The organism is Campylobacter pinnipediorum subsp. caledonicus (genome assembly GCF_002022005.1).
Classification (GTDB): domain Bacteria; phylum Campylobacterota; class Campylobacteria; order Campylobacterales; family Campylobacteraceae; genus Campylobacter_A; species Campylobacter_A caledonicus.
This window is the reverse complement of sequence record NZ_CP017258.1, coordinates 996,365-1,022,197: the sequence shown is the minus strand read 5'-3', so window position 1 is coordinate 1,022,197 and position 25,833 is coordinate 996,365. Positions and strand designations below refer to the sequence as shown.

The 25,833-nt window shown below is 29.9% G+C and carries 22 protein-coding genes and 1 tRNA gene; 21 read left to right on the top strand and 2 right to left on the bottom strand.

Going from position 1 to position 25,833, the window contains the following annotated elements:
• The first annotated feature begins 4 nt into the window (after positions 1–4).
• The 9 genes from fliP to CPIN18021_RS05100 all read left to right on the top strand — a co-directional run bounded on the left by fliP (position 5) and on the right by CPIN18021_RS05100 (position 11,371).
• Entirely contained in the window at positions 5–736 is a 732-nt protein-coding gene (gene fliP, locus CPIN18021_RS05140) for a flagellar type III secretion system pore protein FliP (RefSeq protein WP_078387819.1), read from the top strand.
• Between the two features lie 13 nt (positions 737–749).
• A complete protein-coding gene (locus CPIN18021_RS05135; protein ID WP_078423448.1) occupies positions 750–2,024 on the top strand; it encodes a TolC family protein in 1,275 nt (424 codons plus the stop codon).
• The gene (locus CPIN18021_RS05130; protein ID WP_157886668.1) at positions 2,021–2,758 is read left to right on the top strand and encodes an efflux RND transporter periplasmic adaptor subunit; all 738 of its coding nucleotides are present in this window, start codon (positions 2,021–2,023) and stop codon (positions 2,756–2,758) included. The genes CPIN18021_RS05135 and CPIN18021_RS05130 overlap by 4 nt, the downstream gene beginning before the upstream one ends.
• A gap of 6 nt (positions 2,759–2,764) precedes the next feature.
• Positions 2,765–5,782: an efflux RND transporter permease subunit gene (locus CPIN18021_RS05125; RefSeq protein WP_078424570.1), complete on the top strand. Its 3,018-nt coding sequence runs from the start codon at positions 2,765–2,767 to the stop codon at positions 5,780–5,782.
• Entirely contained in the window at positions 5,782–6,648 is an 867-nt protein-coding gene (locus CPIN18021_RS05120) for a DMT family transporter (protein WP_078424569.1), read from the top strand. Before CPIN18021_RS05125 ends, CPIN18021_RS05120 begins: the two co-directional genes overlap by 1 nt.
• A gap of 241 nt (positions 6,649–6,889) precedes the next feature.
• Positions 6,890–8,545: an L-lactate permease gene (locus tag CPIN18021_RS05115; RefSeq protein WP_078424568.1), complete on the top strand. Its 1,656-nt coding sequence runs from the start codon at positions 6,890–6,892 to the stop codon at positions 8,543–8,545.
• A 24-nt stretch (positions 8,546–8,569) separates the two neighbouring features.
• Positions 8,570–9,310, top strand: a complete 741-nt coding sequence (locus CPIN18021_RS05110) for a (Fe-S)-binding protein (protein ID WP_078423442.1) — start codon at positions 8,570–8,572, stop codon at positions 9,308–9,310.
• On the top strand, positions 9,307–10,734 hold the full coding sequence (locus tag CPIN18021_RS05105) for a LutB/LldF family L-lactate oxidation iron-sulfur protein (protein WP_078423441.1): 1,428 nt from the start codon (positions 9,307–9,309) through the stop codon (positions 10,732–10,734). Before CPIN18021_RS05110 ends, CPIN18021_RS05105 begins: the two co-directional genes overlap by 4 nt.
• Positions 10,727–11,371 (top strand): LutC/YkgG family protein, encoded by a 645-nt coding sequence (locus CPIN18021_RS05100; protein WP_078423440.1) that lies wholly within the window; start codon positions 10,727–10,729, stop codon positions 11,369–11,371. Before CPIN18021_RS05105 ends, CPIN18021_RS05100 begins: the two co-directional genes overlap by 8 nt.
• 37 nt (positions 11,372–11,408) lie before the next feature.
• On the opposite strand, the gene CPIN18021_RS05095 is transcribed toward CPIN18021_RS05100, so the two are convergent.
• Positions 11,409–12,182 carry a complement resistance protein TraT gene (locus tag CPIN18021_RS05095; protein WP_078424567.1) on the bottom strand — a complete coding sequence of 258 codons (774 nt, stop codon included), beginning with the start codon at positions 12,180–12,182 and terminating at the stop codon, positions 11,409–11,411.
• Between the two features lie 188 nt (positions 12,183–12,370).
• Between CPIN18021_RS05095 and CPIN18021_RS05090 the strand changes: the two genes are divergently transcribed.
• From CPIN18021_RS05090 to CPIN18021_RS09200, 3 genes are all read left to right on the top strand, one after another.
• Positions 12,371–12,460 (top strand) — tRNA-Ser (locus CPIN18021_RS05090).
• 189 nt (positions 12,461–12,649) lie between these two features.
• Positions 12,650–12,901, top strand: a complete 252-nt coding sequence (locus CPIN18021_RS05085; protein WP_078424566.1) for an Arm DNA-binding domain-containing protein — start codon at positions 12,650–12,652, stop codon at positions 12,899–12,901.
• Between the two features lie 4 nt (positions 12,902–12,905).
• Positions 12,906–13,106 carry a tyrosine-type recombinase/integrase gene (locus CPIN18021_RS09200; RefSeq protein WP_078424878.1) on the top strand — a complete coding sequence of 67 codons (201 nt, stop codon included), beginning with the start codon at positions 12,906–12,908 and terminating at the stop codon, positions 13,104–13,106.
• Positions 13,107–13,473: 367 nt separating this feature from the next.
• Here the strand turns inward: CPIN18021_RS09200 and CPIN18021_RS05075 are convergent, their stop codons facing one another.
• Positions 13,474–14,643: an alpha-hydroxy acid oxidase gene (locus CPIN18021_RS05075; RefSeq protein WP_078423437.1), complete on the bottom strand. Its 1,170-nt coding sequence runs from the start codon at positions 14,641–14,643 to the stop codon at positions 13,474–13,476.
• Positions 14,644–15,295: 652 nt separating this feature from the next.
• Here CPIN18021_RS05075 and CPIN18021_RS05070 point away from each other — a divergent pair.
• The 9 genes from CPIN18021_RS05070 to CPIN18021_RS05030 all read left to right on the top strand — a co-directional run bounded on the left by CPIN18021_RS05070 (position 15,296) and on the right by CPIN18021_RS05030 (position 25,687).
• Positions 15,296–16,630: a sodium-dependent transporter gene (locus CPIN18021_RS05070; protein ID WP_078423436.1), complete on the top strand. Its 1,335-nt coding sequence runs from the start codon at positions 15,296–15,298 to the stop codon at positions 16,628–16,630.
• Positions 16,631–16,635: 5 nt separating this feature from the next.
• The gene (locus tag CPIN18021_RS05065; RefSeq protein WP_078424565.1) at positions 16,636–17,967 is read left to right on the top strand and encodes a sodium-dependent transporter; all 1,332 of its coding nucleotides are present in this window, start codon (positions 16,636–16,638) and stop codon (positions 17,965–17,967) included.
• Entirely contained in the window at positions 17,967–19,310 is a 1,344-nt protein-coding gene (locus CPIN18021_RS05060) for a sodium-dependent transporter (protein ID WP_078423434.1), read from the top strand. The genes CPIN18021_RS05065 and CPIN18021_RS05060 overlap by 1 nt, the downstream gene beginning before the upstream one ends.
• 17 nt (positions 19,311–19,327) lie before the next feature.
• Positions 19,328–19,564, top strand: coding sequence for an OadG family protein (locus tag CPIN18021_RS05055; RefSeq protein ID WP_078423433.1), 237 nt, complete (start codon positions 19,328–19,330; stop codon positions 19,562–19,564).
• Positions 19,565–19,583: 19 nt separating this feature from the next.
• Positions 19,584–21,401: a biotin/lipoyl-containing protein gene (locus tag CPIN18021_RS05050; RefSeq protein ID WP_078424564.1), complete on the top strand. Its 1,818-nt coding sequence runs from the start codon at positions 19,584–19,586 to the stop codon at positions 21,399–21,401.
• Positions 21,401–22,726: a sodium ion-translocating decarboxylase subunit beta gene (locus CPIN18021_RS05045; RefSeq protein WP_078423431.1), complete on the top strand. Its 1,326-nt coding sequence runs from the start codon at positions 21,401–21,403 to the stop codon at positions 22,724–22,726. The genes CPIN18021_RS05050 and CPIN18021_RS05045 overlap by 1 nt, the downstream gene beginning before the upstream one ends.
• A 16-nt stretch (positions 22,727–22,742) precedes the next feature.
• The gene (gene pckA / locus CPIN18021_RS05040) at positions 22,743–24,320 is read left to right on the top strand and encodes a phosphoenolpyruvate carboxykinase (ATP) (protein WP_078424563.1); all 1,578 of its coding nucleotides are present in this window, start codon (positions 22,743–22,745) and stop codon (positions 24,318–24,320) included.
• Entirely contained in the window at positions 24,289–24,474 is a 186-nt protein-coding gene (locus CPIN18021_RS05035) for a hypothetical protein (protein WP_078424562.1), read from the top strand. The genes pckA and CPIN18021_RS05035 overlap by 32 nt, the downstream gene beginning before the upstream one ends.
• Before the next feature lie 97 nt (positions 24,475–24,571).
• Complete coding sequence (locus CPIN18021_RS05030) at positions 24,572–25,687, top strand: CAP domain-containing protein (protein ID WP_078424561.1); 1,116 nt, start codon at positions 24,572–24,574, stop codon at positions 25,685–25,687.
• Positions 25,688–25,833 lie beyond the last annotated feature (146 nt).

Below are 25,833 nucleotides of genomic sequence, written 5' to 3'. Positions count from 1 at the left end.
TAATATGAGGATACTATTTTTATTATCTGTTTTTGGTCTATTTGGATTTTCAGCTGATGTTGAAATTCCAACGATAAATTTAAGCCTAACAGCTCCAAACAACCCAACACAATTAGTAACTTCTTTAAATGTTTTAATAGCCTTAACGGTTTTAACATTAGCGCCAGGTCTTATATTTATGATGACAAGTTTTTTAAGACTTGTCATAGTGTTTTCATTTTTGCGTCAAGCTATGGGTACTCAGCAAATGCCACCTTCTACACTTTTGATATCTATAGCTATGGTTCTTACATTTTTTATAATGGAACCAGTTGCAAAGCAGAGTTATGAAAATGGAATAAAGCCTTATTTGGCAGAACAGATTGGTTATGAAGAGTCTTTTGATAAAAGTATAAAGCCGTTTAAGGAATTTATGGTTAGAAATACAAGAGAAAAAGATTTGGCACTTTTTTTTAGGATAAGAAATTTACAAAATCCAGCAAATATAGATGAAATTCCACTTACTATAGCGATGTCAGCTTTTGCGATAAGTGAGTTAAAAACAGCTTTTGAAATAGCTTTTTTGCTTTATCTGCCATTTTTAGTTATAGATATGGTTGTAAGCTCTGTTCTTATGTCTATGGGTATGATGATGTTGCCACCCGTTATGATATCACTACCTTTTAAACTACTTATTTTTGTTTTGGTTGACGGGTGGAATTTACTAGTTGGAAATTTAGTTGAAAGTTTTCACTGAAAGAAGTATATAAATGATTAGATTTTTATTTTTATGTTTATTTTGCTTGGTTTTAAATGCTACAAGTTTAAAAGATGTTATTTTAAACACTCAAAACTCAGAATTAGCAAATATAAAAAAATATGATGTTGTGAAATCTGAGTTAAATAAACAAAATGTTTTACTTGGTTATCTTCCTAGCATTTCAATAGGAGGAGGGTATAAAACAAACTCAGATGAAAAGTTGATTTTAAGACCAAAAGAGATAAATAGCATCTATGCCAAACTTGATTTTTTGATATATGATGGTGGTGCAAGAGAGGCCAGGATAAGAGCTTTGTCGAATTTAAATCAAAGTGAAATTTATAAAAATGATGAATACAAAAATTATCTATCTTTAAATATTGTTAGGCTTTATTATAATGCTTTATCTTTGGTTGGCATAATTAAAGCAAAAGAGGGTGAGAAAAACTATTTGAGTGCTACTTTGGAGCGTTTAAAATCATTTAAAGATGCTGGACTTGGTTCAAGTAGCGAGTATGAAAGTATTTTAGCTAAGTATTACCTGAGTTTAAGCGAGGAGCTTGAACTAAAACAAAAACTAAACAAAATAAAAAATTCAATCAATCTTTTATCAAATACAGATGTTTCTAGCTTTGATTTTATATCTTTAAAAGAACCTGATTATAATATTTCAAGTGATAAAGTGCAGTTAAAAGCCATGAGTAAAGAACTTTTTGCTATTGAGGATAGTATAAAAGAGTCTTATTCTGAGTATTTGCCACATATATTTTTACAAAATACATTTATGTATACAAAGAGTAAATTAGGAGGTTCTCTTAATAGTAATATTGCTATTTTTAAATCTTATGCTGATGATTTATTAAAAGAAGATTGGGAAAAAAATAATGAGTTTATGATTGGATTTAAATGGAAAATTTTTGATTTCGGATCTAATCTTAAAAAAATAGAGACTCAAAGAGTAAAAAAAGCACAAGCAATGCTTAATCTAAATTATAAAAAAAGAGAAAATGAATTAAGTTTAAAAAACATAAAACAAGAGATACAGAATTTAAAAGATAAAATACTAGCAAATGAGCTTTATTTAAAATCATCTCAAACAAGTTTAAAAGCGATAGATAATAAGTATAAATCAGGACTTGTTGGGTATAATGACTTTTTGTTATCACTTGCTAATGAATTTGGGGCTAAAAGCAGTTTGATAACAGCTAAAAATGAGCTTGAGATAAAAAAAGCTGAATATTATTTTGAAAGTGGAGTTGATATTTTAGAGAGGATAGGATTTTGAGATTTATTTTTATATTACTTATTTTTTTAAATTTTTCTTTTGCTGATGAGCAAATATATGCAAATTTTGATGTTTTGGCCGTTAAGGATTCAAAACTCGTATTTGAAGCAAATGGAATTGTAAAAAAAATAAATGTAGATGTTTCTAGTGTTGTAAAAAAAGGTGATAAGCTTGTTTTGCTTGATGATTTAGATGAAAAAATAGCTTTAAAGATAGCGCAAAATGAGCTTGAAAATGCAAAATTGGTTAAAGATTTTAAATTACAAACTTTAAATAAATTTAAACAAGTTGAAGACGATATATCAAAATATGATTTTGAAAAGGTAAAATTTGATTATGAAAATGCTTTAATTGTTGTAAAAAAAGCTCAAATAGCGGTTGAAAATATAAAAAATAGACTTTCTAAAAAGACTCTTATTGCTCCTTTTAGTGGAGTTATAGTTGCTAAAAATACTGAAATCGGAAGTGGTGTCATAGCACTTAATTCTAGTGTGCTAGAACTCGTATCTTATCCTGAAGTTAAGATTGTAATGTATATAGATGGAAGTTATATTGACAAGATAAAAGTTGGAGATGAGTTTTGTTTTGATAAAAAAGATGGAGATAGACAAGTAGTAAAAATATCAACTATTTATCCAATAATAGATATCAAAACTAGAAAATTTAAAGCTGAAGCCTATACTGATGGTTTAACAATCGGAAGTTATGGTGAAGGTTTTATAAAAATAAAGTGATTACTAGTGTATAAATTTGCTATAAATAGACCAATTACTACTTTGATGATTTTTTTATCACTTTTTGTTTTTGGAATTATATCTATAAGAACAATGAGCATAAGTTTGTTTCCCAATGTTGAAATTCCGCTTGTTAAAATTACAACATTTGCAAAAGGCGATAAAAACTATATAAATAACAAAATTACAAAAAAACTTGAAGATGAAGTTTCTTCAATAGATGGTATTAAAAATATAAATTCTGTTAGTTATGATAACCTAAGCGTTGTTTTAATTGAGTTTGATCTTGAAAAAAATATTGAAATAGCTTTAAATGATATAAGGGATAAAATTTCAAAAGCTGGTTTGCCAGTAAAAAGTATAACAGAAAAAGTATCTGGTTCCGATAAGCCAATTTTTAGTATTTTTGTAAGTTCTAAAGATAAAAATACAACAAATTTAATGAAAGTTGTAGATGAAAAAGCTATAACATTTTTGCAAAGAATAAATGGGGTAGGTGGAATAAATAAAGTAGGATTTTTAAAGCCACAAGTAAATATCTTACTAAATCCATTTTTATTAAATAAGTTTAATTTAAATGCTAAAGATGTGGCACAAATCATAAATTTACAAAATTTTCAAATGCCTCTTGGTAATTTGCAAACAGATGATAAAAAAATAGTTTTAAGTTCTGATTTTAATGCAAAAAGTATAGATGAGCTAAAAAATTTAAGAATCAAAGATGGCTTGTTTTTAAAAGATATAGCTGATGTCTCCTTTTCTTATGCAAAAACAGATAGTCTGGCGATTATGGATGGTAAAGATGGTGTTATGCTTGAAATTAAAAAAATAAACGGCATAAATACAATAAATACAATAAAAGCCATAAAAGAAAGTTTAAAAGATTTTAAATATTTGATTGGTGATGAACTTGATTTTAATATAGCTTTTGATGAGAGTGAGATTGTCTTAAAACATATAAAGCAAGTGGCTTCTGATATGGTTCTTGGTATTTTTCTTACTGCTTTGATAGTTTTTTTATTTTTAAGAAGTGTTTCATCAACTATAATATCAACTATTGCAATTCCTGTGAGTATTATAGGGACATTTTTTATAATGGATATTTTAGGTTATGACATAAACCGCTTAACTCTTGTAGCTTTGACGCTCGGGATTGGTATATTTGTCGATGATGCTATAGTTGTCATTGAAAATATATCAAAGAAAATAGAAAATGGTGAAAAAAATCCACTTATAGCTGGTTTTGATGGTGTTCGTGAGATAGCATTTAGTGTTCTTGGAATATCATTAGTGTTACTTTGTGTCTTTATTCCGATAGCATTTATGGATGGTATTGTTGGTAGATATTTTAACTCTTTTGCTATTAGTGTTGCTGGTGGAATTGTTGTTTCTTTTTTTGTTTGTATAATGCTTATCCCGGCACTTTGCACTAGATTTTTAAATACAAAAAAAAGTTATTTTTATAATAAAAGTAGTTTTTTATTTGAAGCTTTGGATAATTCATATGGTAAGGTTTTAGATCTTATTTTGAAATTTAAGGTTATTTTTATAATTATTACTTTTTGTATATTTGCTTTTTGTATATCGTTTGCAGGAAAAGTTGGTATTGATTTTATGCCAAGTGAAGATAATAGCGAGTTTAATATTTTCATAAAAGCAGACCCAAGTTCATCAATTGACTTCATGCAAGATAAATTACAACCTATCATAAATACAATCAAAGAGGATAAACGTATTGAGTATTTTTATACACTTGTTGGTTATGATGATGCAAAACAAGCTTATAAGGCTAAAATCTATGCTCATTTGGTTCCTGTATCTAAAAGAAATCAAAGACAAAAAGATATAATGGCTGATTATAGAAGTAAACTTGATTTTTCTGATTTAAATATCAGCATTACTGATTTGCCTATAGTTGATACCGGTGATAATGAACCTATTCAGGTTATAGTTACTGGCGATAGTTTTGATGAGCTTGAAAATATATTTTTAAAAGTCAAAAAAATGCTTACTGATTTTGGTGGCGTTATTGATATAAAAAGCAAAAATGAAGATAAAAGCGAGCAGATAAAAATCAGCATGGACAGAGAAAAGCTTTCAAAACTTCACATTAGTAAATACGAAGTAGCTACGATAATCAACACATCTTTTTCTCAAAATACTATAAGTTTGTATGATAATGGTGTTAATCAATATGATATCGTGATAGGATTTGATGATAAGTTTAAAAAAGATATACAAGAGCTTAAGAAAATAAGAGTAAAAAATGCTTTTGGCGAATTTTTTACTTTAGATAATATCGCTAATTTTGAGATAAAAAAAGATATTTTGTTTATACCAAGATATAACAAACAAAATGAATTAAAAATTTTAGCAAATTTGGACAATATACCGCTTGGTAATGTATCTGCATATCTTGATAAAAATATGCCTGAGATTTTACCGCAAGGATATAGCAAGAAATATACCGGTTTTATTAAGCTTATGAAAAATACAAATGAGGCTTTTATCTTTACTATAAGCCTTAGCGCATTACTTATTTATATGATACTTGCCGCTCTTTATGAGAGTTTTGTTTTGCCATTTGTTATCATGATATCTATGCCTCTTGCTTTTGCTGGAGTTGTTGTTGGACTTTTAATGAGTGGAAATTCTTTTAGTCTTTTTGTTATGGTTGGTTCTATTTTGCTTTTTGGCATGGTTGGTAAAAATGCTATTTTAGTAGTTGATTTTGCCAATAAATATGCAAATAGCGGAATTGATTTAAATGAAGCTATAAAAAAAGCAGGAATTATGAGGCTTCATGCGATTTTGATGACAACTTTTGCCATGATATTTGCTATGCTTCCACTTGCTATTTCAAAAGGTGCTGGTTATGAAGCAAACTCGCCTATGTCTATAGCTATAATATCAGGCCTTATAAGCTCTACTATATTAACACTTTTGATAGTTCCAGCACTTTTTTCATTTGCGTATAAGCTAGATAAATACTTTAAAAGATTTTACGAACGAGAAAAAATATAGTGAAAAATTTAGTTCTAGTTACTTTTATATGGGCTTTTAGTTTTAGCTTGATAGGTGAGTTTCTAGCTGGAAAGATAGATAGCTATTTTTTTGTTCTTGTTCGTGTTGCTTTGGCTAGTATTGTTTTTTTGCCATTTACAAAATTTAAAAATATACCATTAAAATTATCTTTTAGTATTATGTTTATAGGTGCTATTCAGATTGGTTTGATGTATTTGTTTTATTATAATTCTTTTTTGTATTTAAGTGTTGCAGAAGTAGCTTTATTTACTATTTTTACCCCATTTTATGTTACTTTGGTTTATGATGCTTTTTCTTTGAAATTTAAAAAATTATATTTAGTTAGTATAGGTATCGCTTTTTTGGGAGCATTTATTATCAAATATGACGGCATAAATAATAATTCATTAAAAGGTTTTTTGTTAGTTCAGGGTGCAAACTTATGCTTTGGAGCAGGTCAGAGCCTATATAAAATTTTAATTGAAAAATTTAATGGATTTAATCAAAGGGATATATTTGGATATTTTCATTTTGGTGCTTTTATAGTTGTTTTGATAGCATTTGCTTTATTTGGGAATTTTGAAAAAGTAAATCCAAATTTAACTCAGACTTTAACATTGATTTGGCTTGGCGTTGTTGCAAGTGGAATAGGTTATTTTTTATGGAATAAAGGCGCTTGTGATGTTGATAGCGGAGTTTTGGCTATTATGAATAATGCTTTAATACCGGCTGCTATATTGGTAAATTTATTATTTTGGCAAAAAGACACAGATTTGTTTAAATTAATTATAGGTAGTTCTATTCTTTATATTTCACTTATAATTCACAATAAAATTATTAAATATTACAATACAAATGTAAATTAAATATTTTTCTAATGTTACTTTTAGTGGCACATTCTTGATTTTGATTATTAAAATATAAACATGATTAATTAGCATAAGTGTGTTTAAATAACAATACTGTTAATTTTGTTGATTATTTTATGTTACCAATATTCACATATTAATTTTAATCTTAAAAATAATTACACATTTAGTATATGTTTTTTGGTTTTTTTATTAAAATATAAATAAATAAAAAACGATTTTAATATAAGGAGATTTTATGTATTCTTTCTTAGCTTTTTTTCCTATTATTGTAATACTTGTTATGATGATAGGTTTTAAAAAGAGTTCAAAGCTTTCACTTAGTGTCGCTTTAGCCTTTGCTCTGCTTATTTCATATTTTTCGTTTGGTGCTAGTGTTACCGAACTTAGTGCAAGGGTTTTGTTTGGCTTTCTTAAAGCTTTTGATATACTCGTAATTATATTCGGAGCGATCCTTATATTAAATACTATGAAGTATTCAGGTGCCATGAATGCTATAAATAATGGCTTTACAAAGATTACGACAGATCGTCGTATTCAAGTAATTATTATAGGTTGGTCATTTGGTGCATTTATAGAGGGTGCAGCTGGATTTGGTGCTCCAGCAGCTTTAGCAGCTCCGCTTTTGGTGGGACTTGGCTTTCCTGCTTTTGGTGCAGCTATAACCACTCTTATCTTAAATAGTTCACCTGTTAGTTATGGTGCAGTTGGAACTCCAACTTTTGGTATCCAACAGGCTTTAAATTCTTTTTTGCCTGATCCCGCAACATTGGATGCTTATATGAAAGATGTTAGCATATATACAGCTACTATACATTCAGTCTGTGCTTTATTTGTGCCTTTTTTGGTTGTTGCTATGATGGTTAAAATTTTTGGTAAAAACAAAAGTTTTAAAGATGTGCTTCCAGTCTTACCATTTTGTTTATTAGCTAGTATTAGTTTTATAGTTCCATTTTTTTTAATGGCCAAATTTGCTGGTTTTGAGTTACCTGCGTTGCTTGGTGGTCTTATATCTTTAGGTATATTAGTTTTAGCTGCTAAAATTGGATTTTTGGTGCCAAAAGATAAATGGGATTTTGAGCCTATTGAAGCTTGGCCAGATTTTTGGAAGGCTCCTATCAATACATCTTCAGAAAAAAAAGAAACTGTTACTCAAAATATGTCACTATTTATGGCTTGGTTGCCTTATGTGATTATATCTCTTGTTCTTGTTATTACTCGTATTCCGCAATTTGGATTAAAAGATTTTTTAAAAAGCTTAAAAATAGAATTTCCAGCAATTATGGATGTTTCGGGGACAGCTTATGATTTTGAGTATGCTTATTTACCAGGAACTATACCATTTATTTTAGTTGCCATTATTATAATATTTTTACATAAAATGAAAATTGAAGATGTAAAATCTGCTTGGAGTGTTACTTTTGGACAAGTTTCAAAAGCTGTTATACCTCTGGCAGCTGGTGTTGCAATGGTTTATATTTTAAAAGATTTTAAATTTACATATGGAACCCAAGAAGGCTTTACAATGGTTAAGATTATGGCTAAGTTCTTTGCTGACTTATCAGGTCAAGGTTATATAATAGTTTCTCCATTGATAGGTATATTGGGGAGTTTCTTTTCTGGTTCTAATACTGTATCAAATATTTTATTCGGAGGTCTTCAGTATGAAACTGCTTCATTGGTGGGTTTAAACACCCAAGTTATTTTAGCATTGCAAAATGTTGGCGGTTCTATTGGACATATGGTGTGTATAAATAATATAGTTGCTGTATGTGCGACAGTTGGTCTGCTTGGTAAAGGCGAAGGAAGACTGCTTACATATAGTTTATTACCGTGTTTATTTTACACCGTTTTGGCTGTAGGTGTAGGTTATGTTTTATTAGGTGTTATATAACCAATCAAAATAAAGGAGAGTATAATGAGTAAAAAAGTTTATCTTTATTCTACTTGTCTTGGTTCTGCTACTATGGGTAGAACCTTGGTAAGTGCTATAAAGTTACTTCAAAGAGAGGGTATTGAGGTGATCTATAAAAAAGATCAAACCTGTTGCGGACAACCTAGTTATAATACAGGGTATTTTGAAGAGAGTAAAAAAATAGCTCTTTATAATGCTGATTTGTTTAAAGGTGATTATCCTATCTTGGTTCCAAGTGGTTCTTGTACGGGGGTAATGAAGCACGATTATTTAGAGCTTTTTCATGGCGATAAAAATGAAGAAAAGATAAAAGAATTTAGTTCACGTGTCGTTGAATTGAGTGTTTATCTTGATCAAGTCTTAGGTGTTAAGTATGAAGATAAAGGCGAGCCTGTTAAGATAACTTGGCATTCAAATTGTCACGCACTTCGTGTTGCAAAAAGTATAGATAGTTCTAAGAATCTATTAAAACAGCTTAGCAATGTAGAACTTGTTGAGTTAAAATATGAAGAAGAGTGCTGCGGATTTGGTGGAACCTTTTCTGTAAAAGAGCCTGAAATTTCACATGCCATGGCTATAGAGAAAATGAATGATATAAATAATGCAGGTGTCAAGTATTTAGTCAGTGCGGATGGTGGATGTATGTTAAATATATATGGCACACTTAAACGCCAAAAATCAGATGTAAAACTAATACATCTTTATGACTTCTTATTGAACCGTATTCAAGGAGAGGCACTATGAATAATCATGAAAATATAGTAAATATAAGCTTAAATGATCAACAATTAAGAAAAAATTTAGGTGATGCTATGCACTTATTACAAGGTAATAGGGCTCGTGTTATAGAGAATAAATATAATAACTGGCAAGAACAAAGACATAGTGCAAAACATGCTAAAAACAATAGTCTTTATCGCTTAGATGAAAGACTATTGAAGTTTGAAGAAAAAGCTAAGAAAAACGGATGGATTGTTCACTGGGCAAATACTGGCGATGATGTATGCGAAATAGTTTATCAGCTTATGCTAGAAAAAGGTGCTGATAAAGTTATCAAACAAAAATCAATGGCTTCAGAAGAAGTTGGGTTAAATCATTATCTAGAAAAAAGAGGGAAAAAATCTCTTGAAACAGACCTTGGAGAGGTAATTATACAACTAGTTGATGAAAAACCTGTTCATATTGTTGTTCCAGCTATTCATAAAAATAGATATCAAGTAGGCGAGATATTTCATGAAAAAATAGGCGCTCCGTTAGAAAATGAGCCAGAAAAATTAAATGCAATTGCTCGTGATTATATGCGTCAGCATTTTAAAACCGGAACTATAGGTATTTGTGGTGCAAACTTCGCTATAGCAGAAGAAGGTGCTATATGGTTAGTTGAAAATGAAGGTAACGGTAGAATGTCTACTACTATACCAGATGTTTTGGTATCAATTTGCGGTATAGAAAAAGTATGTGATACTATTGAAGATGCATCTAACCTAGTTGGTTTATTGACTCCATCTGCAACAGGTCAATTTATAGCAAACTATAATAATATTATATCAGGCCCAAGAAGAGAAGGTGAGCTTGATGGTCCAAAAGAGTGTCATATAATTTTATTTGATAATCATAGAACAAATATGCTAGCCCATGAGGATTATTATGAAGCTCTTCGCTGTATTCGCTGTGGCGCTTGTATGAATTTCTGTCCTGTCTATGATAAGATTAGTGGACACTCATATCAGTCAGTATATCCTGGTCCTATAGGTGCGGTTATTAGCCCTCAAATATTTGGCATGGATATAAATGGAGATGTTGTTTCGCTTTGTTCGCTTTGCGGAAGATGTAGCGAAGTTTGTCCTGTTGAAATTCCTTTAGCTGATTTGATTAGAAAACTAAGAAGAGACAAAGTAGGAGATGGCAAAAATCCTCCTTATGGTGCAGATAATATAAATCATAGTGCTGTTGAAAGAATGGGCTTTAAAGGTTTTACTATGGTAGCTACAAGTGGATTTATGTGGCGTACAGCTATGACAAGTGCTAGGATATTTAATGGCTTAATCCAATCACAAGGTAAAAATATTCCTGTGCTAAAATTATGGTTTGAGCATAAGGATTTGCCACCATTTAACTTTAATACAAATGATGTTATATCAAAAATGGAAGGAGTAATCTATGAGTAAAGAAGAAATTTTACACCGCATAAGAAGTGGTAAGCATAATATGCAAATGATTGATGACGCTCCAACAGCAGATCCAGTTCAGTTTATTAAAAGAGAGCCAAGTGGCGATATGTATAAGGAATTTATAGATAGAATCACAGAAAATAGATCGATTGTTATAAAAACAACTGAAGATAAATTAGCTGAGGAAATCAATGGCATAATCAAAAAAGAAGGCGCAAAACATCTTATATATTCAGATGAAAAACTCCCTTTCGATGCAGAAACTTTAGATATAGAAAAGAAATTTAAATTCGATAAGCCTATTGAGCAGTTTAAACAACAAATTTTTGATTTTGATATGTCTATTATAAGTGCAAGATATGCTGTTAGCTCTCATGGTACTTGTTGTATAGCTTCTAGCAAGACTCAGCCAAGAATGATGAGCTTATCTCCAAAAATATGTGTAATGCTTGTTAAAAAAGATACTATAGTTAAAAGCTTGAGCGAGGCTTTGCATAAAGTTAAGGAAGAAGAGGGTGGAAGGTTGCCAACAAATACAATCTTTATAACTGGTCCATCTAGAACAGCAGATATAGAGCTTCAAACTATTATAGGTGTTCACGGCTCTCAGATAGCATATGTTATAGTATACTAAAATTTAAAGGGCTTTTAAAAAGCCCTTTTTTTGGTTATTAAAACAATCCAGCTATTTGTGAAGCTATTTTGTTTTCTAGGATTGGTATAGCCTCGTTTAAATTAAGACCACTTTTTGTAGCTTCTGCAAAAATTGTTGTTTTTTGTTCTACATAATCTCTTTCAAATACTTGGTTGTCATAATTTGTTGAGTTTGAATTAAAGTTTCCACTAGCCTCATCTCTTCTTATTTCTCCACCAAATTCATTTAAAAATCCTGATTTTCTTTTATCAGCTACACTTGCTTGACCAGAAACATTTCCTTTGTTTGCAGTAACTTTTCCTTTTGCTTTTTCTCTTACGATAATATCAACTTGCATTTGGTATATTGTATCTTCTGTTAGTTTTCCTATTATGCCTGTTACTGCAGCTCCTATAGCTCCACCTGCAATAGTTCCTGTTATAGAGCCATGGTTATATGCGCCAATGCTACTTCCTATCGCTCCACCTGTTACTGCGGCTCCAGCTGCATTATTTTCGCTTTTTTTATCACAGTAAAGTATATTGCTCATTAAAATATATGTTGCCATTTCCGGATCATCTACTATTTTATAGCCTCTTTGTGTTAAAAGATTTTCTATTTGATTTTGTATGTTTACATTTTGGCCACTTGTATTTTTTGTCGCAATAAAAATTAACTTTTTGCTACTAGCGACAGGATTTATAAATATGCTTTGGCTCATTTTTGCATTTGTTTGTAATTGAATTGTTGCACAACCAACAAATAATACAGAAGCTAATGCCACCGATGTTATAATTTTTACTGATTTCATTACTTTATTTCCTTAACGTTTTAAATTTTAGATTGATATCCAATGCAAAGATTATATCAAAAAAATATAATTTTATATGATTATTTTATAATATATTTTTGTATTTATAAAATAAAATTATAAAATAATTAAAAATTTAAGCAAAAAATTATGTTATTTAGCTATAATCTCAATTCATCTTTGGTAATGGACAGATGGGTGAGTGGCTGAAACCACACCCCTGCTAAGGGTGCAGCTCTTAACGGGGCTCGAGGGTTCAAATCCCTCTCTGTCCGCCACTAATACTTTTAAATACCTTTCAAAACCTTTCACAAAGCCTTATAAAATCGAACTTTTAAAGCCTTTATACCTTTCAATGCTTTGCTATGCTTTTCAATTCTTTTAATATTTTTTTGTTGACTGTTTTATTGACTACTAAAAAATAATTAGTTAAATTTTGCATTTAGTCAACAAGTAAAGGATAAAATATGCCAAAAATCGCAAATACATTAACTGCAATATCAATCAAAAATTTAAAGCCAAAAGATAAGCCATACTTTATAAGTGATGGTTTTAATATGTTAGTTAAAGTCGCTCCGAACGGAAATAAAACTTTTGTATTTATATATAAAAGTCCAAAGACAAATAAACGTAGGCGACATACAATAGGAACATATCCAACAATGAGTTTAAGCGAAGCAAGAGAAAAAAAGAACAGAGTTACAAAAATTAGTAAATAATGGTATAGATATTTTACAAGAGCAAAATTACAAAGATTTTCAAACAATTTATCAAGAGTATATAAAAACAAGAAACGATATAACACCTAAGCACCTGCAAAGGATAAAAAGCATATTTGATAGGTTTATATTGCCAAAATTTGCTACGGTAGATATAAACAACATAACAAGAAAAGATATTATAAACGCATTTTTGCCTTTGTAAGAAAAGCAATAACAGATATAGATAAATTCAAAGATTTAATATCTAGTATAAATGAGTACAGGGTTTTATGTCATACTCTATGCTCTTCGCCCAAGCAATGCTAGGTTTGCCAAATGTTAAGATATAGATTTAGATAAGAAAGAGCGAATAATAAAAGCAGAAGATATGAAGATGAAAGAGAAATTTATTATGCTATTAACTATTTTATTTTTATAAAATTTCTAAAAAATGCATATATTAAAAAATATTATAAAATATATACATATAAAAAAGTAATCATATTGCGATAATTAAAAGTTAGTATATTTTTAATTTATAAGTATATAATTTATATGCTTTAGCCCACGAAAAAAGTGGGCTAAGTATCTTATTTTTTGTATAAGAAATTTGGTAGATCTTCTACTTTAGGGCAGTTTAGCTGTTGCATAACTTGTATAAACTCTCTTTTTAGGATTTGGGCTACTTGATCGCCGCCTTTAGAGCCAAGAGCTCCAGTTCCATACATAAATGGTCTTCCTAAGAAACAAAACTCAGCACCAGAAGCTATAACTCTTGCTATATCAGGTCCTGTTCTCATACCACTATCTATCATGATTTTTATCTTACCTTTGCCTACTTTTACTATATCAGGAAGCGTTTTTATACTCGTTGGACCAGCATCTAGTTGTCTTCCGCCGTGGTTAGATACTATGATGCCATCAACACCCAAATCTATAGCTGTTTGGGTATCTTCAACAGTTGATATACCTTTTATGACTATTTTTCCAGGCCAAATATCTTGAATATCTTTTATCCTATCAACTGTTAGTTTTCCATCAAAGAAATCATCCATAAACATACCAAGTTGTTGAAGATTCATCTTTTCTGTCATGTATTTTTCTAATGTCTCAAAACGAGGCATACCACCATTTAAAAGTGTTTCAAAGGCCCAAGTTGGTTTAGTCATAGCGTTTAATATATTTCTTATATACATAGCAGGAGGCATACCAAGACCATTGTAAACATCTTTTGGTCTATAACCAAAAGTAGGAACATCAGAAAGAAGACATAGAACCTTGCAACCATTATCCCATGCACGCTTTAAAATATCTTCGCGGCGGTCTTTGTCTTTTGGATAGTAAAGCTGAAACCAAAACTTACCATCTGTAATCTTAGCCGTTTCTTCTATAGACATAGTTGTAACTGTTGAAAGCATAAAAGGTATATTGTGTTCTTTTGCTGCTTTAGCCAAATATTGTGGAGTTTTAGGCCACATGAGAGATTGAAGCCCAACAGCACTTATACCAAATGGCGCGTCATAAGTTTCACCAAATAACTCCACTTGAGGATCTGAATCTCTAAAATCAGTCAAGTATCTTGAAACCATTTCTATCTCTCTGATTTCAGATGTATTTTTAGTAACATTTAAATCATCGTTACAACCTTCTGTTAAATAATCATATGCGAAACGAGGCATTCTTTTTTTTGCTTTTATACGCAAATGTTCTACGCTTGGATACCTTACATCAATGTTAAAAGGTTTTTGAGGTCTACCCATTTATATCTCCTTGAAAAAATAAAAAAAATAATTTTTTTGTTATTATATATTAAAAATAATAATGATAATGAATTTTTTATTTATTAATTGTAAACAAACGTTTTTTAATAATCAAAAAAAGATAGCTATTATAACCATCTATATTTAAAAATTACATCATAGATATATTATGGATTAATTAATAATTGCTAAATTTATTTTATTATTATTGCTACCGCTTGGTTTTGCTTGATGCAGCAAGCTGTGCGCATGTTTAAATAAATGTTTTCAAATTCTCAACTTTTGAAATAAAATTTAACTTTACACATCAACTATTTTTCTCTACTTTTTATTTTTTTTACCAAGCACATTTTTATTATTTACATTTATATCAAATCTAGTTTTTGCACTACTAGGGTTTATAGTATAGATAGTTTTGCTTGTTGTATTTTTTTGCGGGATAAAATGGTATTTTATTTGTTAATGTAGTTTATTTGCTTGATAGTTATATAAGGGATAAATACGCGATAATTAATATCTTTTGTTTCAAAAAAACACAGTGTGTATAAAAGTATTAAAAAAATATTTATTATTTAGATAAAACAAAAGTTTTTTATGGTATCGTACTATGATATTTTGTTACTTTTGTATTAAGTAATATCTTGGGAGTTATATGACAGATAAATTTTCAAAAATAGGATTTGTTTTGGCTATGGCTGGTTCTGCGGTTGGCCTTGGAAATGCATGGAAATTTCCAACTATGGTTGGAAATAATGGCGGTTCAGCTTTTATAGTTATATATCTACTACTCACATTTTTTGTAGCTTTTGTTGCTTTTTTAGCAGAATTAAGTATAGGAAAATTAGGAGAAACAGATCCTGTGCATTCTTTTGAAAAACTTGCACCTAAATACAAAAAACAGTGGTCTTTAGCTGGATTTTTTATGATAGGTGGCATCTTGATAGCATCTTTTTATTTACTTGTTATAGGGTGGATTTTAAAATATGTTATGCTCAGTTTTTATAAACTTCCTACTACAACACAAGAGGCTGGAAAAGCATTTAATAGTTTGATCTCAAATGAATTTTTTAATTCTTTTTTATGTTTTAGCGTTGTATTTTTAATGGTTTTTTTTGTTGTTTCAAAAGGCATAAAAAGCGGTATTGAAAAGTTAAATTTTTGGATGATGCCAAGTCTTTTTATTTTGCTTATAATCATGCTTGCTTATTCTTTATCAATAAGTGATGGTTTTATAAAAGCCGCTTCATTTTTATTTGTCCCTGATTTTAGCAAAATAACGCCTGATATCATACTTCAAGCATTAGGGCTTGCTTTTTTTTCACTTTCTATGGGTGTTTGCACTGTTCCTACATATGCTGCTAGTTTACCAGATGGAACAAACTTGGTTAAATCAACATTATCAATAATAGCTATCAATATTTTAGTTGGTATTATGATGGGGCTTGTTGTATTTACATTTGTATTTGAATACGGTGGAGATACTACACAAGGCGGACCTGGACTTATCTTTGTAAGTCTTGCAACTTTATTTGCAAAGCTAGGAATTATAGGAAATATTTTATCTTTTATGTTTTTTATCTCATTATTATTTGCTGGTATAACAAGTGCTGTTTCTATGATAGAGCCTTTTACTTTTTACCTTATAAATAAACTAAAAATTTCCAGAAAAAGAGCTTTGTTATACATAGCTTGTTTTGTTTATATTCTTGGTTTTATGTGTATATTATCATTTTATGAGCCTACTTCATTTAAGGTTTTTGGTAATCCATTTTTTGATATTCTTGATTATTTGACATCAAACATAATAATGCCAATTGGCGCTATAGTATTTAGTTTTTTTGTTGGGTTTGTTGTCAAAAAAGATGGGCTTTATATTTTATTTAGCTCATTTATGAATAAAACATTTTTTGAAATTTGGTATTTTTTATTAAGGTTTGTTACTCCTGTAGCTATTTTGTTAATTATGATATATCAAATTTATAAGTAATGCAAATGAATGATAAATTTTCTAAAATAGGTTTTATATTATCTATAGTTGGGGCTGCCATAGGTCTTGGAAATGCTTGGAAATTTCCATATATGGTAGGGGTTAATGGTGGATCAGCTTTTGTTCTTATTTATCTTATTTTTGCTTTGATTGTTGGTCTTAGTATATTTTTTGCTGAGATGGCTATGGGTAAAATTTCACAAAAAGATACTGTTAATGCATTTAAAACATTAGCTACCAAAGGTCCAAATATATGGAAATTTGCCGGCATAGTTATGATAACAGGTGTTTTGGTCGCATCATTTTATACTCTTATAATAGGTTGGGTTATAAAGTATGTAGTTTTATCTTTTTCTACCTTGCCTAATGATATTGCCATTTCTGGAAAGATTTTTAATGATTTTATTTCAAAAAATTCTTTTGAACAGATTTTGTATTTTACTATAGCATTTATTGCATATTTTTTTGTATTAACAAAAGGTGTTAAGGCCGGCATAGAAAAGATAAATTTATGGTTAATACCTACAATTTTTTTACTTTTAATGTTAATGCTAGGTTATTCTTTTAGTATGGATGGCTTTTCTAAGGCTGCTGAGTTTTTATTGGTTCCTGATTTTTCTAAGATAAACTCTCATACTATTTTTATGGCTTTAGGACTTGCTTTTTTTACTATGTGCGTCGGAATAGGGGCCGTTCTTAGTTACTCTACAAATCTTAATAATAAGACAAATTTATTTACATCATCTTTGTATGTTGTTGTTTTAAATGTAGTAATAAGTATAATTATAGGACTTATAGTATTTACATTTGTTTTTGAATTTAATTCATCTCCAGCCGATGGCGTAGGACTTGCTTTTGTTTCATTACCTACTTTATTTGCAAAGCTTGGATTCCTTGGTAATATTTTATGCTTTGTGTTTTTTCTTGCGCTTGTTTTTGCGGGTCTTACATCTGCTATTTCAATGGTTGAGCCTTGTATATTATTTTTAACACAAAATTTCAATCTAACAAGAACAAAAGCTATATTTGTAGTAGGAAGTTTTGTTTATATACTCGGAGTTTTATGTGCTTTATCAAACATAGATGGGGTAAAAGATGATTTAGTATTTTTTGGAAAAGGTTTTTTTGATTTATTAGATTTTATAAGCTCAAATATCATGCTTCCATTGGGCGGTATTATATTTTGTGTCTTTGTTGGATATTTTATGAAATATGAGAGTTTAAAGGAATTGTTTATACCTTATATGGGAAAATATATATTTCAAATTTGGTATTTTTTATTGCGTTTTGTAGCGCCAGTTTGTGTATTTTTAGTTTTGATTGGAGGAATAATTTAGTGGCAAAAGAGTATTTTAGTAAGTTAGGTTATGTATTAGCAGTGGCTGGATCTGCTGTTGGTCTTGGTAGTGCTTGGAAATTCCCATATATTGTTGGAGAAAATGGTGGATCGGCGTTTGTTTTGCTTTACGTTTTTATATGTTTTCTAATAGGAGTTCCTGTATTTTTAGGGGAACTTAGTATCGGAAAGCTTAGCGAAAGTGATAGTGTTAATTCATTTAGAAAACTAGCTCCTAAAAATAAAAAAATATGGGGATATTTCGGCATGCTTACTATGATTACAGCTGCTATTATTGCTAGTTATTATATTGTTATAGTCGGATGGGTTTTAAAATACATATATATATCTTTTTTAACATTGCCTAGTGATATTGAAAGCTCTAAAACATTATTTATGGATTTTATAACAACTGATATTTATGGACAAATATTTTTCTTTATATTAGCATTTTTGATTTGTATCGTTATACTTTCTAAAGGCGTAAAAAGCGGTATCGAAAAGATTAGTTTTTGGATGATGCCAGGACTTTTTATTACTCTTTTGGCGATGCTTGCTTATTCTTTTACAATGGATGGATTTGTTGATTCGGCTAAGTTTTTGCTTATTCCTGATTTTAGTAAAATAACTTTAAATTCACTATTTTTAGCTCTTGGTCTTGCATTTTTTACGATGTCTTTAGGTATGTCTATTATCATTACATATTCAGCATCTTTGTCAAATGAAACAAACTTTGTTACATCTACTATAAGTATAGTAGCTATAAATATTTTACTTGCTATAATGATGGGGCTTATTATATTTACATTTGTATTTGAGTTTGGAGGAGAGCCTTCTCAAGGACCAGGTCTTGTGTTTATATCGCTACCTACGTTATTCTCAAAGCTCGGTATTGTTGGAAATGCATTAGCAGTTTTGTTTTTTATATCTCTTAGTTTTGCTGCTATAACTTCTGCTATTTCTCTTATAGAGCCATTCGTGTTTTTTATGATTAGGGAATTTAAAATACAAAGACAAAAAGCACTTTTTATAGTTAGCTTAGCTATATTCATAATAGGGGTATTTTGTATATTATCATATATAAAAGATGTTGGAGATAGCATTTTATTTTTTGGTAAGAATTTCTTTGATTTTCTTGATTATGTTGCTTCTAATATACTTTCTCCTATAGGTGGAATAGGTGGAGCTGTTTTTGTTGGTTATATTATAAAAAAAGAGGCATTGCAAACACTTTTTGCTCCATATACAACAAAATTAGTATTTAACATATGGTATTTTATTATAAAATTTGTTGCACCAATAAGCATTCTTGCTATTATGATTAACATAATTTTTTTCAACTAGTTAAGAAAGAGTGAATTATGAATATAAATCTTGTTTCTGAGGGTTTTAGTTTTATGGTTCTTGGTATGAGTTCCGTATTTTTATTTTTAGTTATTATGATTTTTACACTTAGCATTCAAGGTAGGATTATAAATAAATTTATAAAAAATGAAATAATAGACAACGATAACAAAACAATATGTTTTAAAAAAGAGGATAACAACGAGTTGGTTGCAGCTATTAGTGTTGCTATATCTAATTTTAAAAAAAGATAAAATTTAAGGGAGCATTTAGATGGCTAAGAAATTTATAGATGTGATGGATACAACTTTTAGAGATGGATTCCAGTCTGTATTTGGAGCTAGAGTTCTTATGGATGATTTTTTTCCGGCAGTTGAAGCGGCAAAAAATGCAGGTATAAAACATTTTGAATTTGGTGGGGGCGCTAGATTTCAAAGTCTTTATTTTTATCTAAATGAAGATGCTTTTGTTATGATGGATAAATTTAGACAGATAGTAGGAGAAGATGCAAATTTACAAACTTTAGCTCGCGGTGTAAATACAGTGACACTTGATACTGGAAGTCGTGAAATAATAGACCTTCATGCTAAGATGTTTAAAAAACACGGAACTACTACTGTAAGAAATTTTGATGCACTCAATGATGTTGAAAATTTAAAATATTCAGGAGAAAGGATATTCCATCATGGTTTAAAACACGAGGTAGTTGTAACTATGATGGATCTTCCTCCAAAATGTATTGGCGCTCATGATGTTGCTTTTTATGAGAGGATATTAAGAGAAATTCTAGATGCCGGTATTCCTTATCATAGCGTCTGTTTTAAAGATGCGAGTGGTACTTCAAATCCACAAAAAGTATATGAAACTATCAAAATGGCAAGAAAATTGCTTCCAGAGAATACACATTTAAGACTTCATACACATGAAACAGCTGGTGTTAGTATAGCTTGTTATTTAGCTGCTTTAGAAGCCGGAGCAGATGGTATAGACTTAGCTGCAAGTCCAGTAAGTGGAGGAACATCACAGCCAGACATACTTACTATGCTTCATACTTTAAAAGGCAAAGATTATGATCTAGGTTTAGATATAGATAAAATTTTAACATATGAAAATACATTGAAAGATTGTTTAAAAGATTATTTTATACCGCCTGAGGCTACTCAGGTAAGCCCTATAATACCTTTTTCTCCTATGCCAGGTGGAGCATTGACTGCAAATACTCAAATGATGAGGGATAATAATATCTTGGATAAATTTCCAGAAGTTATAGATGCCATGAGAGAGGTTGTAGAACTTGGAGGATATGGAACAAGTGTAACACCTGTTAGCCAGTTTTATTTCCAACAAGCTTTTAATAATGTAATGTTTGGAAAATGGAAAAAAATTGCCGATGGATATGGAAAAATGGTTCTTGGCTATTTTGGTAAAACACCAGTTAAACCAGATGAAAACATAGTAAAACTAGCAAGTGAGCAGCTTGGCTTAGAACCTACTACAAAACATGCCATTGATTTAGCAGATCTTGATGAAACAAAAACCCTTAAATATACTCAGCAAATTTTAGAAAAAGAAAATATAGAAGTTACTGATGAGAATTTATTTATAGTTGCTGCTTGTAAAGAAAAAGGTATCGCATTTTTAAAAGGTGAAGCTAAAGTAAATGTAAGAAAGATAGATAACACAGTAAAAACAGCTATAGCACCAAGTAATAGCAATAATAATTCAAATATTGGAAAATATAGTGTTGTTGTAAATGGAAGTAGATATAATGTTGAAGTTAGTGAAGGTTTTGCTGATGGTGTTGAGATAAAAGAAATCAAACAAGTTTCAAGTCAAGAAACAAATCAAAACCAATTTACAAACTCATCATCTGATGACTCGGCTTGTATAACTTCAAGTCTTCCTGGTAGTATTTTTAAAATACTTGTAAATCCTGGCGATAACGTAAAATCAGGACAAGTTGTATTTGTAGTTGAAGCTATGAAGATGGAAATAGAGATAGTGTCTCCACAAGATGGCATCATATCTAGCATAGAGGTTTCACAAGGACAAAGTGTAGCAAATGGTCAAATTTTGGCTAGGTTTAAGTAATGATTTTTAAAAAAGGATTTATTTTAAAAATTTTACTACTAAGTTTTATTTGTTGCTTTTGTTTTACAAATACCTTTGCCAACGAACAAACTTCTCAAAACAGCAAAGTTGAATACAAACAAAAGAGTATTGGCGAATTATTTACCAATTTTTACAAAACTACTGGGATTTATACTTTTTTAAATCCCAGCGATGATGTAAAAGATCATGATGGTAACCCTATATCAAAGTTTAATCAAAGTTTTGGAAAAATTATAATGTTTTTTATATGCTTTTTACTTTTGTATTTAGCGATTAAAAAAGGTTTTGAGCCACTACTTCTTATTCCTATAGGATTTGGTGGATTACTTGCAAATATACCTATAGCTGATATAGCTGGACCTGATGGTTTTTTAGGGATAATTTATAATTTTGGAATTTCTACTGGATTATTTCCTCTTATAATATTTATGGGAGTAGGGGCTATGACTGATTTTGGTCCACTTCTTGCAAATCCAAAAACAGCATTGCTAGGTGCTGCTGCTCAGTTTGGTATATTTGCTACTCTTATAGGTGCTTTGGCTTTATCTCAGTATACATCATTTTTTGATTTTTCACTTTCAGATGCTGCTGCTATAGGTATCATAGGTGGTGCCGATGGCCCTACTGCTATATTTTTAGCTTCTAGGCTGGCTCCTGATTTGCTTGGAGCTATAGCTGTTGCTGCTTATTCTTATATGGCTTTAGTTCCTATAATCCAACCACCTATAATGAGAGCTTTAACAACTCAAAAAGAAAGAAAAATAAAAATGGTTCAATTAAGAGAAGTTAGTCAAATTGAAAAGATATTTTTTCCTTTAACTCTTGTTATTTTATGTGTTATTATTTTACCAGATGCTACACCACTTATAGGAGCTTTGGCATTTGGAAATTTAGTTAGAGAGTGTGGAGTAGTATCAAGGCTTAGTGATACTATGCAAAATGCACTTATAAACATCATCACTATATTTTTAGGTCTTTCTGTTGGTTCAAAACTTGCGGCTGAAAAATTTTTAGTTCCAAATACACTTGGTATATTGGTTTTGGGACTTATAGCATTTGCTATAGGAACAGCTAGCGGTGTTATAATGGCAAAAATAATGAATAAATTTTCAAAAACAAAAATAAATCCTTTGATAGGTGCAGCCGGTGTTAGTGCTGTTCCTATGGCTGCTAGGGTTGTAAATAAAGAAGGTGTTAAGGAGGATTGCACTAATATTTTGTTGATGCATGCTATGGGTCCTAACGTGGCCGGAGTTGTTGGCTCAGCTGTTGCTGCCGGTGTATTATTATCAATATTTAAATAAAAAAAAGGAAATAATTATGTTAAGTGATATTAATAAGCTTGGATTGGAAAATATCAAGAGTGTTTATCACAATCTAAGTTATGAAGATATATTTAAGCATGAGATTAAAAACAACGAAGGTGTTGTTAGTGAAAATGGAACTTTTGTAGTTGATACAGGTATTTTTACAGGTAGAAGCCCAAAAGATAAGTATTTTGTAAATCAAGACCCTTCAAATAAATATATATCTTGGGGTAAAATAAATCAGCCCACGACAAAAGAGCTTTTTGATAAACTAATATCAAAAGCAAAAAAACAATTAAGCGGTAAAGATATATATGTCCAAGATGCTTTTTGTGGTGCTAGCGAGAAGAGTAAAAAATCAGTTAGATTTGTAACTGAAGTAGCTTGGCAAGCACATTTTGTTAAAAATATGTTTATACGACCAAATGAAGAAGAGCTTAAAAATTTTAAACCTGATTTTGTTATTTATAATGCTTGCAAATGTGTAAATGATGAGTGGGAAAAAGATGGTCTAAACTCAGAAGTATTTGTTATCTTTAATGTTGAGGAAAATGTTGCAGTTATTGGTGGTACTTGGTATGGCGGAGAGATGAAAAAAGGAATTTTTTCTATGATGAACTATTGGTTACCGCTTGAAGGAAAACTAAGTATGCATTGTTCTGCAAACGTAGGCAATGATGGAGATACAGCTCTGTTTTTTGGACTTAGTGGAACAGGAAAAACAACACTATCAACAGATCCTAAAAGAAAGCTTATAGGCGATGATGAGCATGGTTGGGATGATGAAGGTGTGTTTAATTTTGAGGGCGGTTGCTATGCTAAATGTATAAATTTAGACAAAGATAGTGAGCCTGAAATTTATGAAGCTATCAAAAGAAATGCACTTTTAGAAAATGTTGTATTGGATAAAGATGGTGTTGTTGATTATACAGATGGTAGCAAAACAGAAAACACACGTGTAAGCTATCCGATAGAACATATTAAAAATCACGAACCTAGCTTAAGCGCAGGTCATCCAAGCAATATAATATTTTTAACAGCAGATGCATTTGGTGTTTTACCTCCAGTTTCAAAGCTTACAAAAGAACAAGCTATGTATTATTTTCTTAGTGGTTACACAGCAAAAGTTGCCGGAACAGAAAGAGGTATAACGGAGCCTGTTGCTACATTTAGTGCATGCTTTGGAGAGCCATTTATGCCACTTCATCCAACTGTCTATGCAAAGCTATTAGGTGAGAAGATAGATAAGCATAATGTAAGTGTTTATCTTGTAAATACCGGCTGGAGCGGTGGTGCTTATGGTGTTGGTAAAAGAATGAGCATAAAAGCCACAAGAGCTTGCATAAATGCTATTCTTGACGGTAGTATAAAATCTTGTGAATTTGAAAATTTTGAAAAGTTCAATCTTGCTATCCCAAAACAATTAGATGGAGTTGACACAAAGTTATTAAATCCTATAAACACTTGGGCTAATAAAGATGAGTATATGGCTTCAAGAGATAAGTTAGCTTTTATGTTTGAACAAAATTTTAAAAGATATGAGGATGTAAAAGAAGGCATTGAATTCGCTAAAGCCGGTCCTAAAATATAAATTTACTATTATATTTTTTCTTCTGATTTTATATATAGTATCTGATATATTAGGTTTTTATAATTCAAAAGACAAGCAACTTTTAGTTGCAAAAGCACCAAAAGAATACAATGTATTTGACAGTGTTGATTATATAAATACAATAAGAAGATAATGGCCTTGGTTGGTTTCGTATAAATAAAAATTTAGAAATTTCTGCTACTAACCATGCCAATTATCTTCTTAAAAATAAAGATAAAATTAGCGTAAGTATGCACGATGAAGAAAAAGATCTAAGTGGTTTTACTGGTGAAGATGTAGCGCAAAGGGCTATGTTTGCTGGCTATAGCTCAAGCTATGTTATAGAAAATATATCAAACAATCAAATAAATATAAGAAGCTCCATTGATAATTTACTCAGCGCTATATATCATCGTTTTGGTTTTTTAAACTATTCTTTTAACGAGATAGGTTTTGCGAATGTTTCTTTTGGTGATGAAAAGTTTTATGTTTATAATATAGGTAATTCATATGTAAACAATATCTGTTTAAAAGGTGGTGATTTTAAAAATAGTGGTTATTATATAGATAATGTATATAAAAATAATATTTATAAAATACAACAAGATAGCTTTAAAATAGCTACTATGCCAAAAAGTCCAGAGTATATTAAATTTCCATATAAAAATCCAGCGCTTGCTTATTTTAGTGGTGAGATACCAGATCCGATTCCATCTTGTAAGATTATGGGAAATCCTATAAGCATAGAGTTTAATCCAAATATTGAAAATATAAAAATGCAAAGTTTTAAAATTTTTAGGGACAATAAAGAGATAGATGACACGGTTATCATCACAAAACAAAATGATATAAACCATAAATTTAATAAAAATCAATTTGCGTTGTTTTCAAAAAAAGTATTTGATTTTGATAAAGAGTATTTGGCTGTTTTTAAATATACTCAAAACAATAAAGATAAAGAGATTAGGTGGAGCTTTAAAACTTTAAGACCACGGTTTAATTATTTTTCTATTAAAGATGGAGATATCTTGGAGATATATCCTGATAGAATTTATGATATCTTTATAAAACCTCGTGATTGCAATGATGTATTTACAAGTTATTCTTATAAAAAATCAACTTTTATGGATGGATATGTTAAGGATATCGGGGTAAACATGATAAGAATAAGCTTAAGTGGTTATAAAGGCGATAAAATCACCATATCTACAAATAATAGCGTAAAATTTAAAGCAATACTAGCTAAAGATTCTAAAAATGTAACTAAAATATTTTGGTTTAGATTAAATTATTTAGTGCTTGTTATTTTGGTTTTTATCTCTTTTGCGTTTATGATTGTTGATCTTAAGCATCAAAAAAATAAGTAACTTTTACATAAAAGCTAATGTTTTTATATCTAGTTTTAAAGCCAAATTTACAGTCATTTAAAATTTTATGTCATAAATTAGTAAAAAATTGATTTTTTGTTTAAAATTTAACCAGTATTTAAATTAATATTTATTATCATCTACTT

What these genes read in the sequence shown, in the direction of transcription:
- fliP (WP_078387819.1), top strand. Translation starts at nt 5, where the DNA reads ATGAGGATACTATTTTTATTATCTGTTTTTGGTCTATTTGGATTTTCA.
- CPIN18021_RS05135 (WP_078423448.1), top strand. Translation starts at nt 750, where the DNA reads ATGATTAGATTTTTATTTTTATGTTTATTTTGCTTGGTTTTAAATGCT.
- CPIN18021_RS05115 (WP_078424568.1), top strand. Translation starts at nt 6,890, where the DNA reads ATGTATTCTTTCTTAGCTTTTTTTCCTATTATTGTAATACTTGTTATG.
- CPIN18021_RS05110 (WP_078423442.1), top strand. Translation starts at nt 8,570, where the DNA reads ATGAGTAAAAAAGTTTATCTTTATTCTACTTGTCTTGGTTCTGCTACT.
- CPIN18021_RS05105 (WP_078423441.1), top strand. Translation starts at nt 9,307, where the DNA reads ATGAATAATCATGAAAATATAGTAAATATAAGCTTAAATGATCAACAA.
- CPIN18021_RS05100 (WP_078423440.1), top strand. Translation starts at nt 10,727, where the DNA reads ATGAGTAAAGAAGAAATTTTACACCGCATAAGAAGTGGTAAGCATAAT.
- CPIN18021_RS05095 (WP_078424567.1), bottom strand. Translation starts at nt 12,182, where the DNA reads ATGAAATCAGTAAAAATTATAACATCGGTGGCATTAGCTTCTGTATTA.
- CPIN18021_RS05085 (WP_078424566.1), top strand. Translation starts at nt 12,650, where the DNA reads ATGCCAAAAATCGCAAATACATTAACTGCAATATCAATCAAAAATTTA.
- CPIN18021_RS05075 (WP_078423437.1), bottom strand. Translation starts at nt 14,643, where the DNA reads ATGGGTAGACCTCAAAAACCTTTTAACATTGATGTAAGGTATCCAAGC.
- CPIN18021_RS05070 (WP_078423436.1), top strand. Translation starts at nt 15,296, where the DNA reads ATGACAGATAAATTTTCAAAAATAGGATTTGTTTTGGCTATGGCTGGT.
- CPIN18021_RS05065 (WP_078424565.1), top strand. Translation starts at nt 16,636, where the DNA reads ATGAATGATAAATTTTCTAAAATAGGTTTTATATTATCTATAGTTGGG.
- CPIN18021_RS05055 (WP_078423433.1), top strand. Translation starts at nt 19,328, where the DNA reads ATGAATATAAATCTTGTTTCTGAGGGTTTTAGTTTTATGGTTCTTGGT.
- CPIN18021_RS05050 (WP_078424564.1), top strand. Translation starts at nt 19,584, where the DNA reads ATGGCTAAGAAATTTATAGATGTGATGGATACAACTTTTAGAGATGGA.
- CPIN18021_RS05045 (WP_078423431.1), top strand. Translation starts at nt 21,401, where the DNA reads ATGATTTTTAAAAAAGGATTTATTTTAAAAATTTTACTACTAAGTTTT.
- pckA (WP_078424563.1), top strand. Translation starts at nt 22,743, where the DNA reads ATGTTAAGTGATATTAATAAGCTTGGATTGGAAAATATCAAGAGTGTT.
- CPIN18021_RS05030 (WP_078424561.1), top strand. Translation starts at nt 24,572, where the DNA reads ATGCACGATGAAGAAAAAGATCTAAGTGGTTTTACTGGTGAAGATGTA.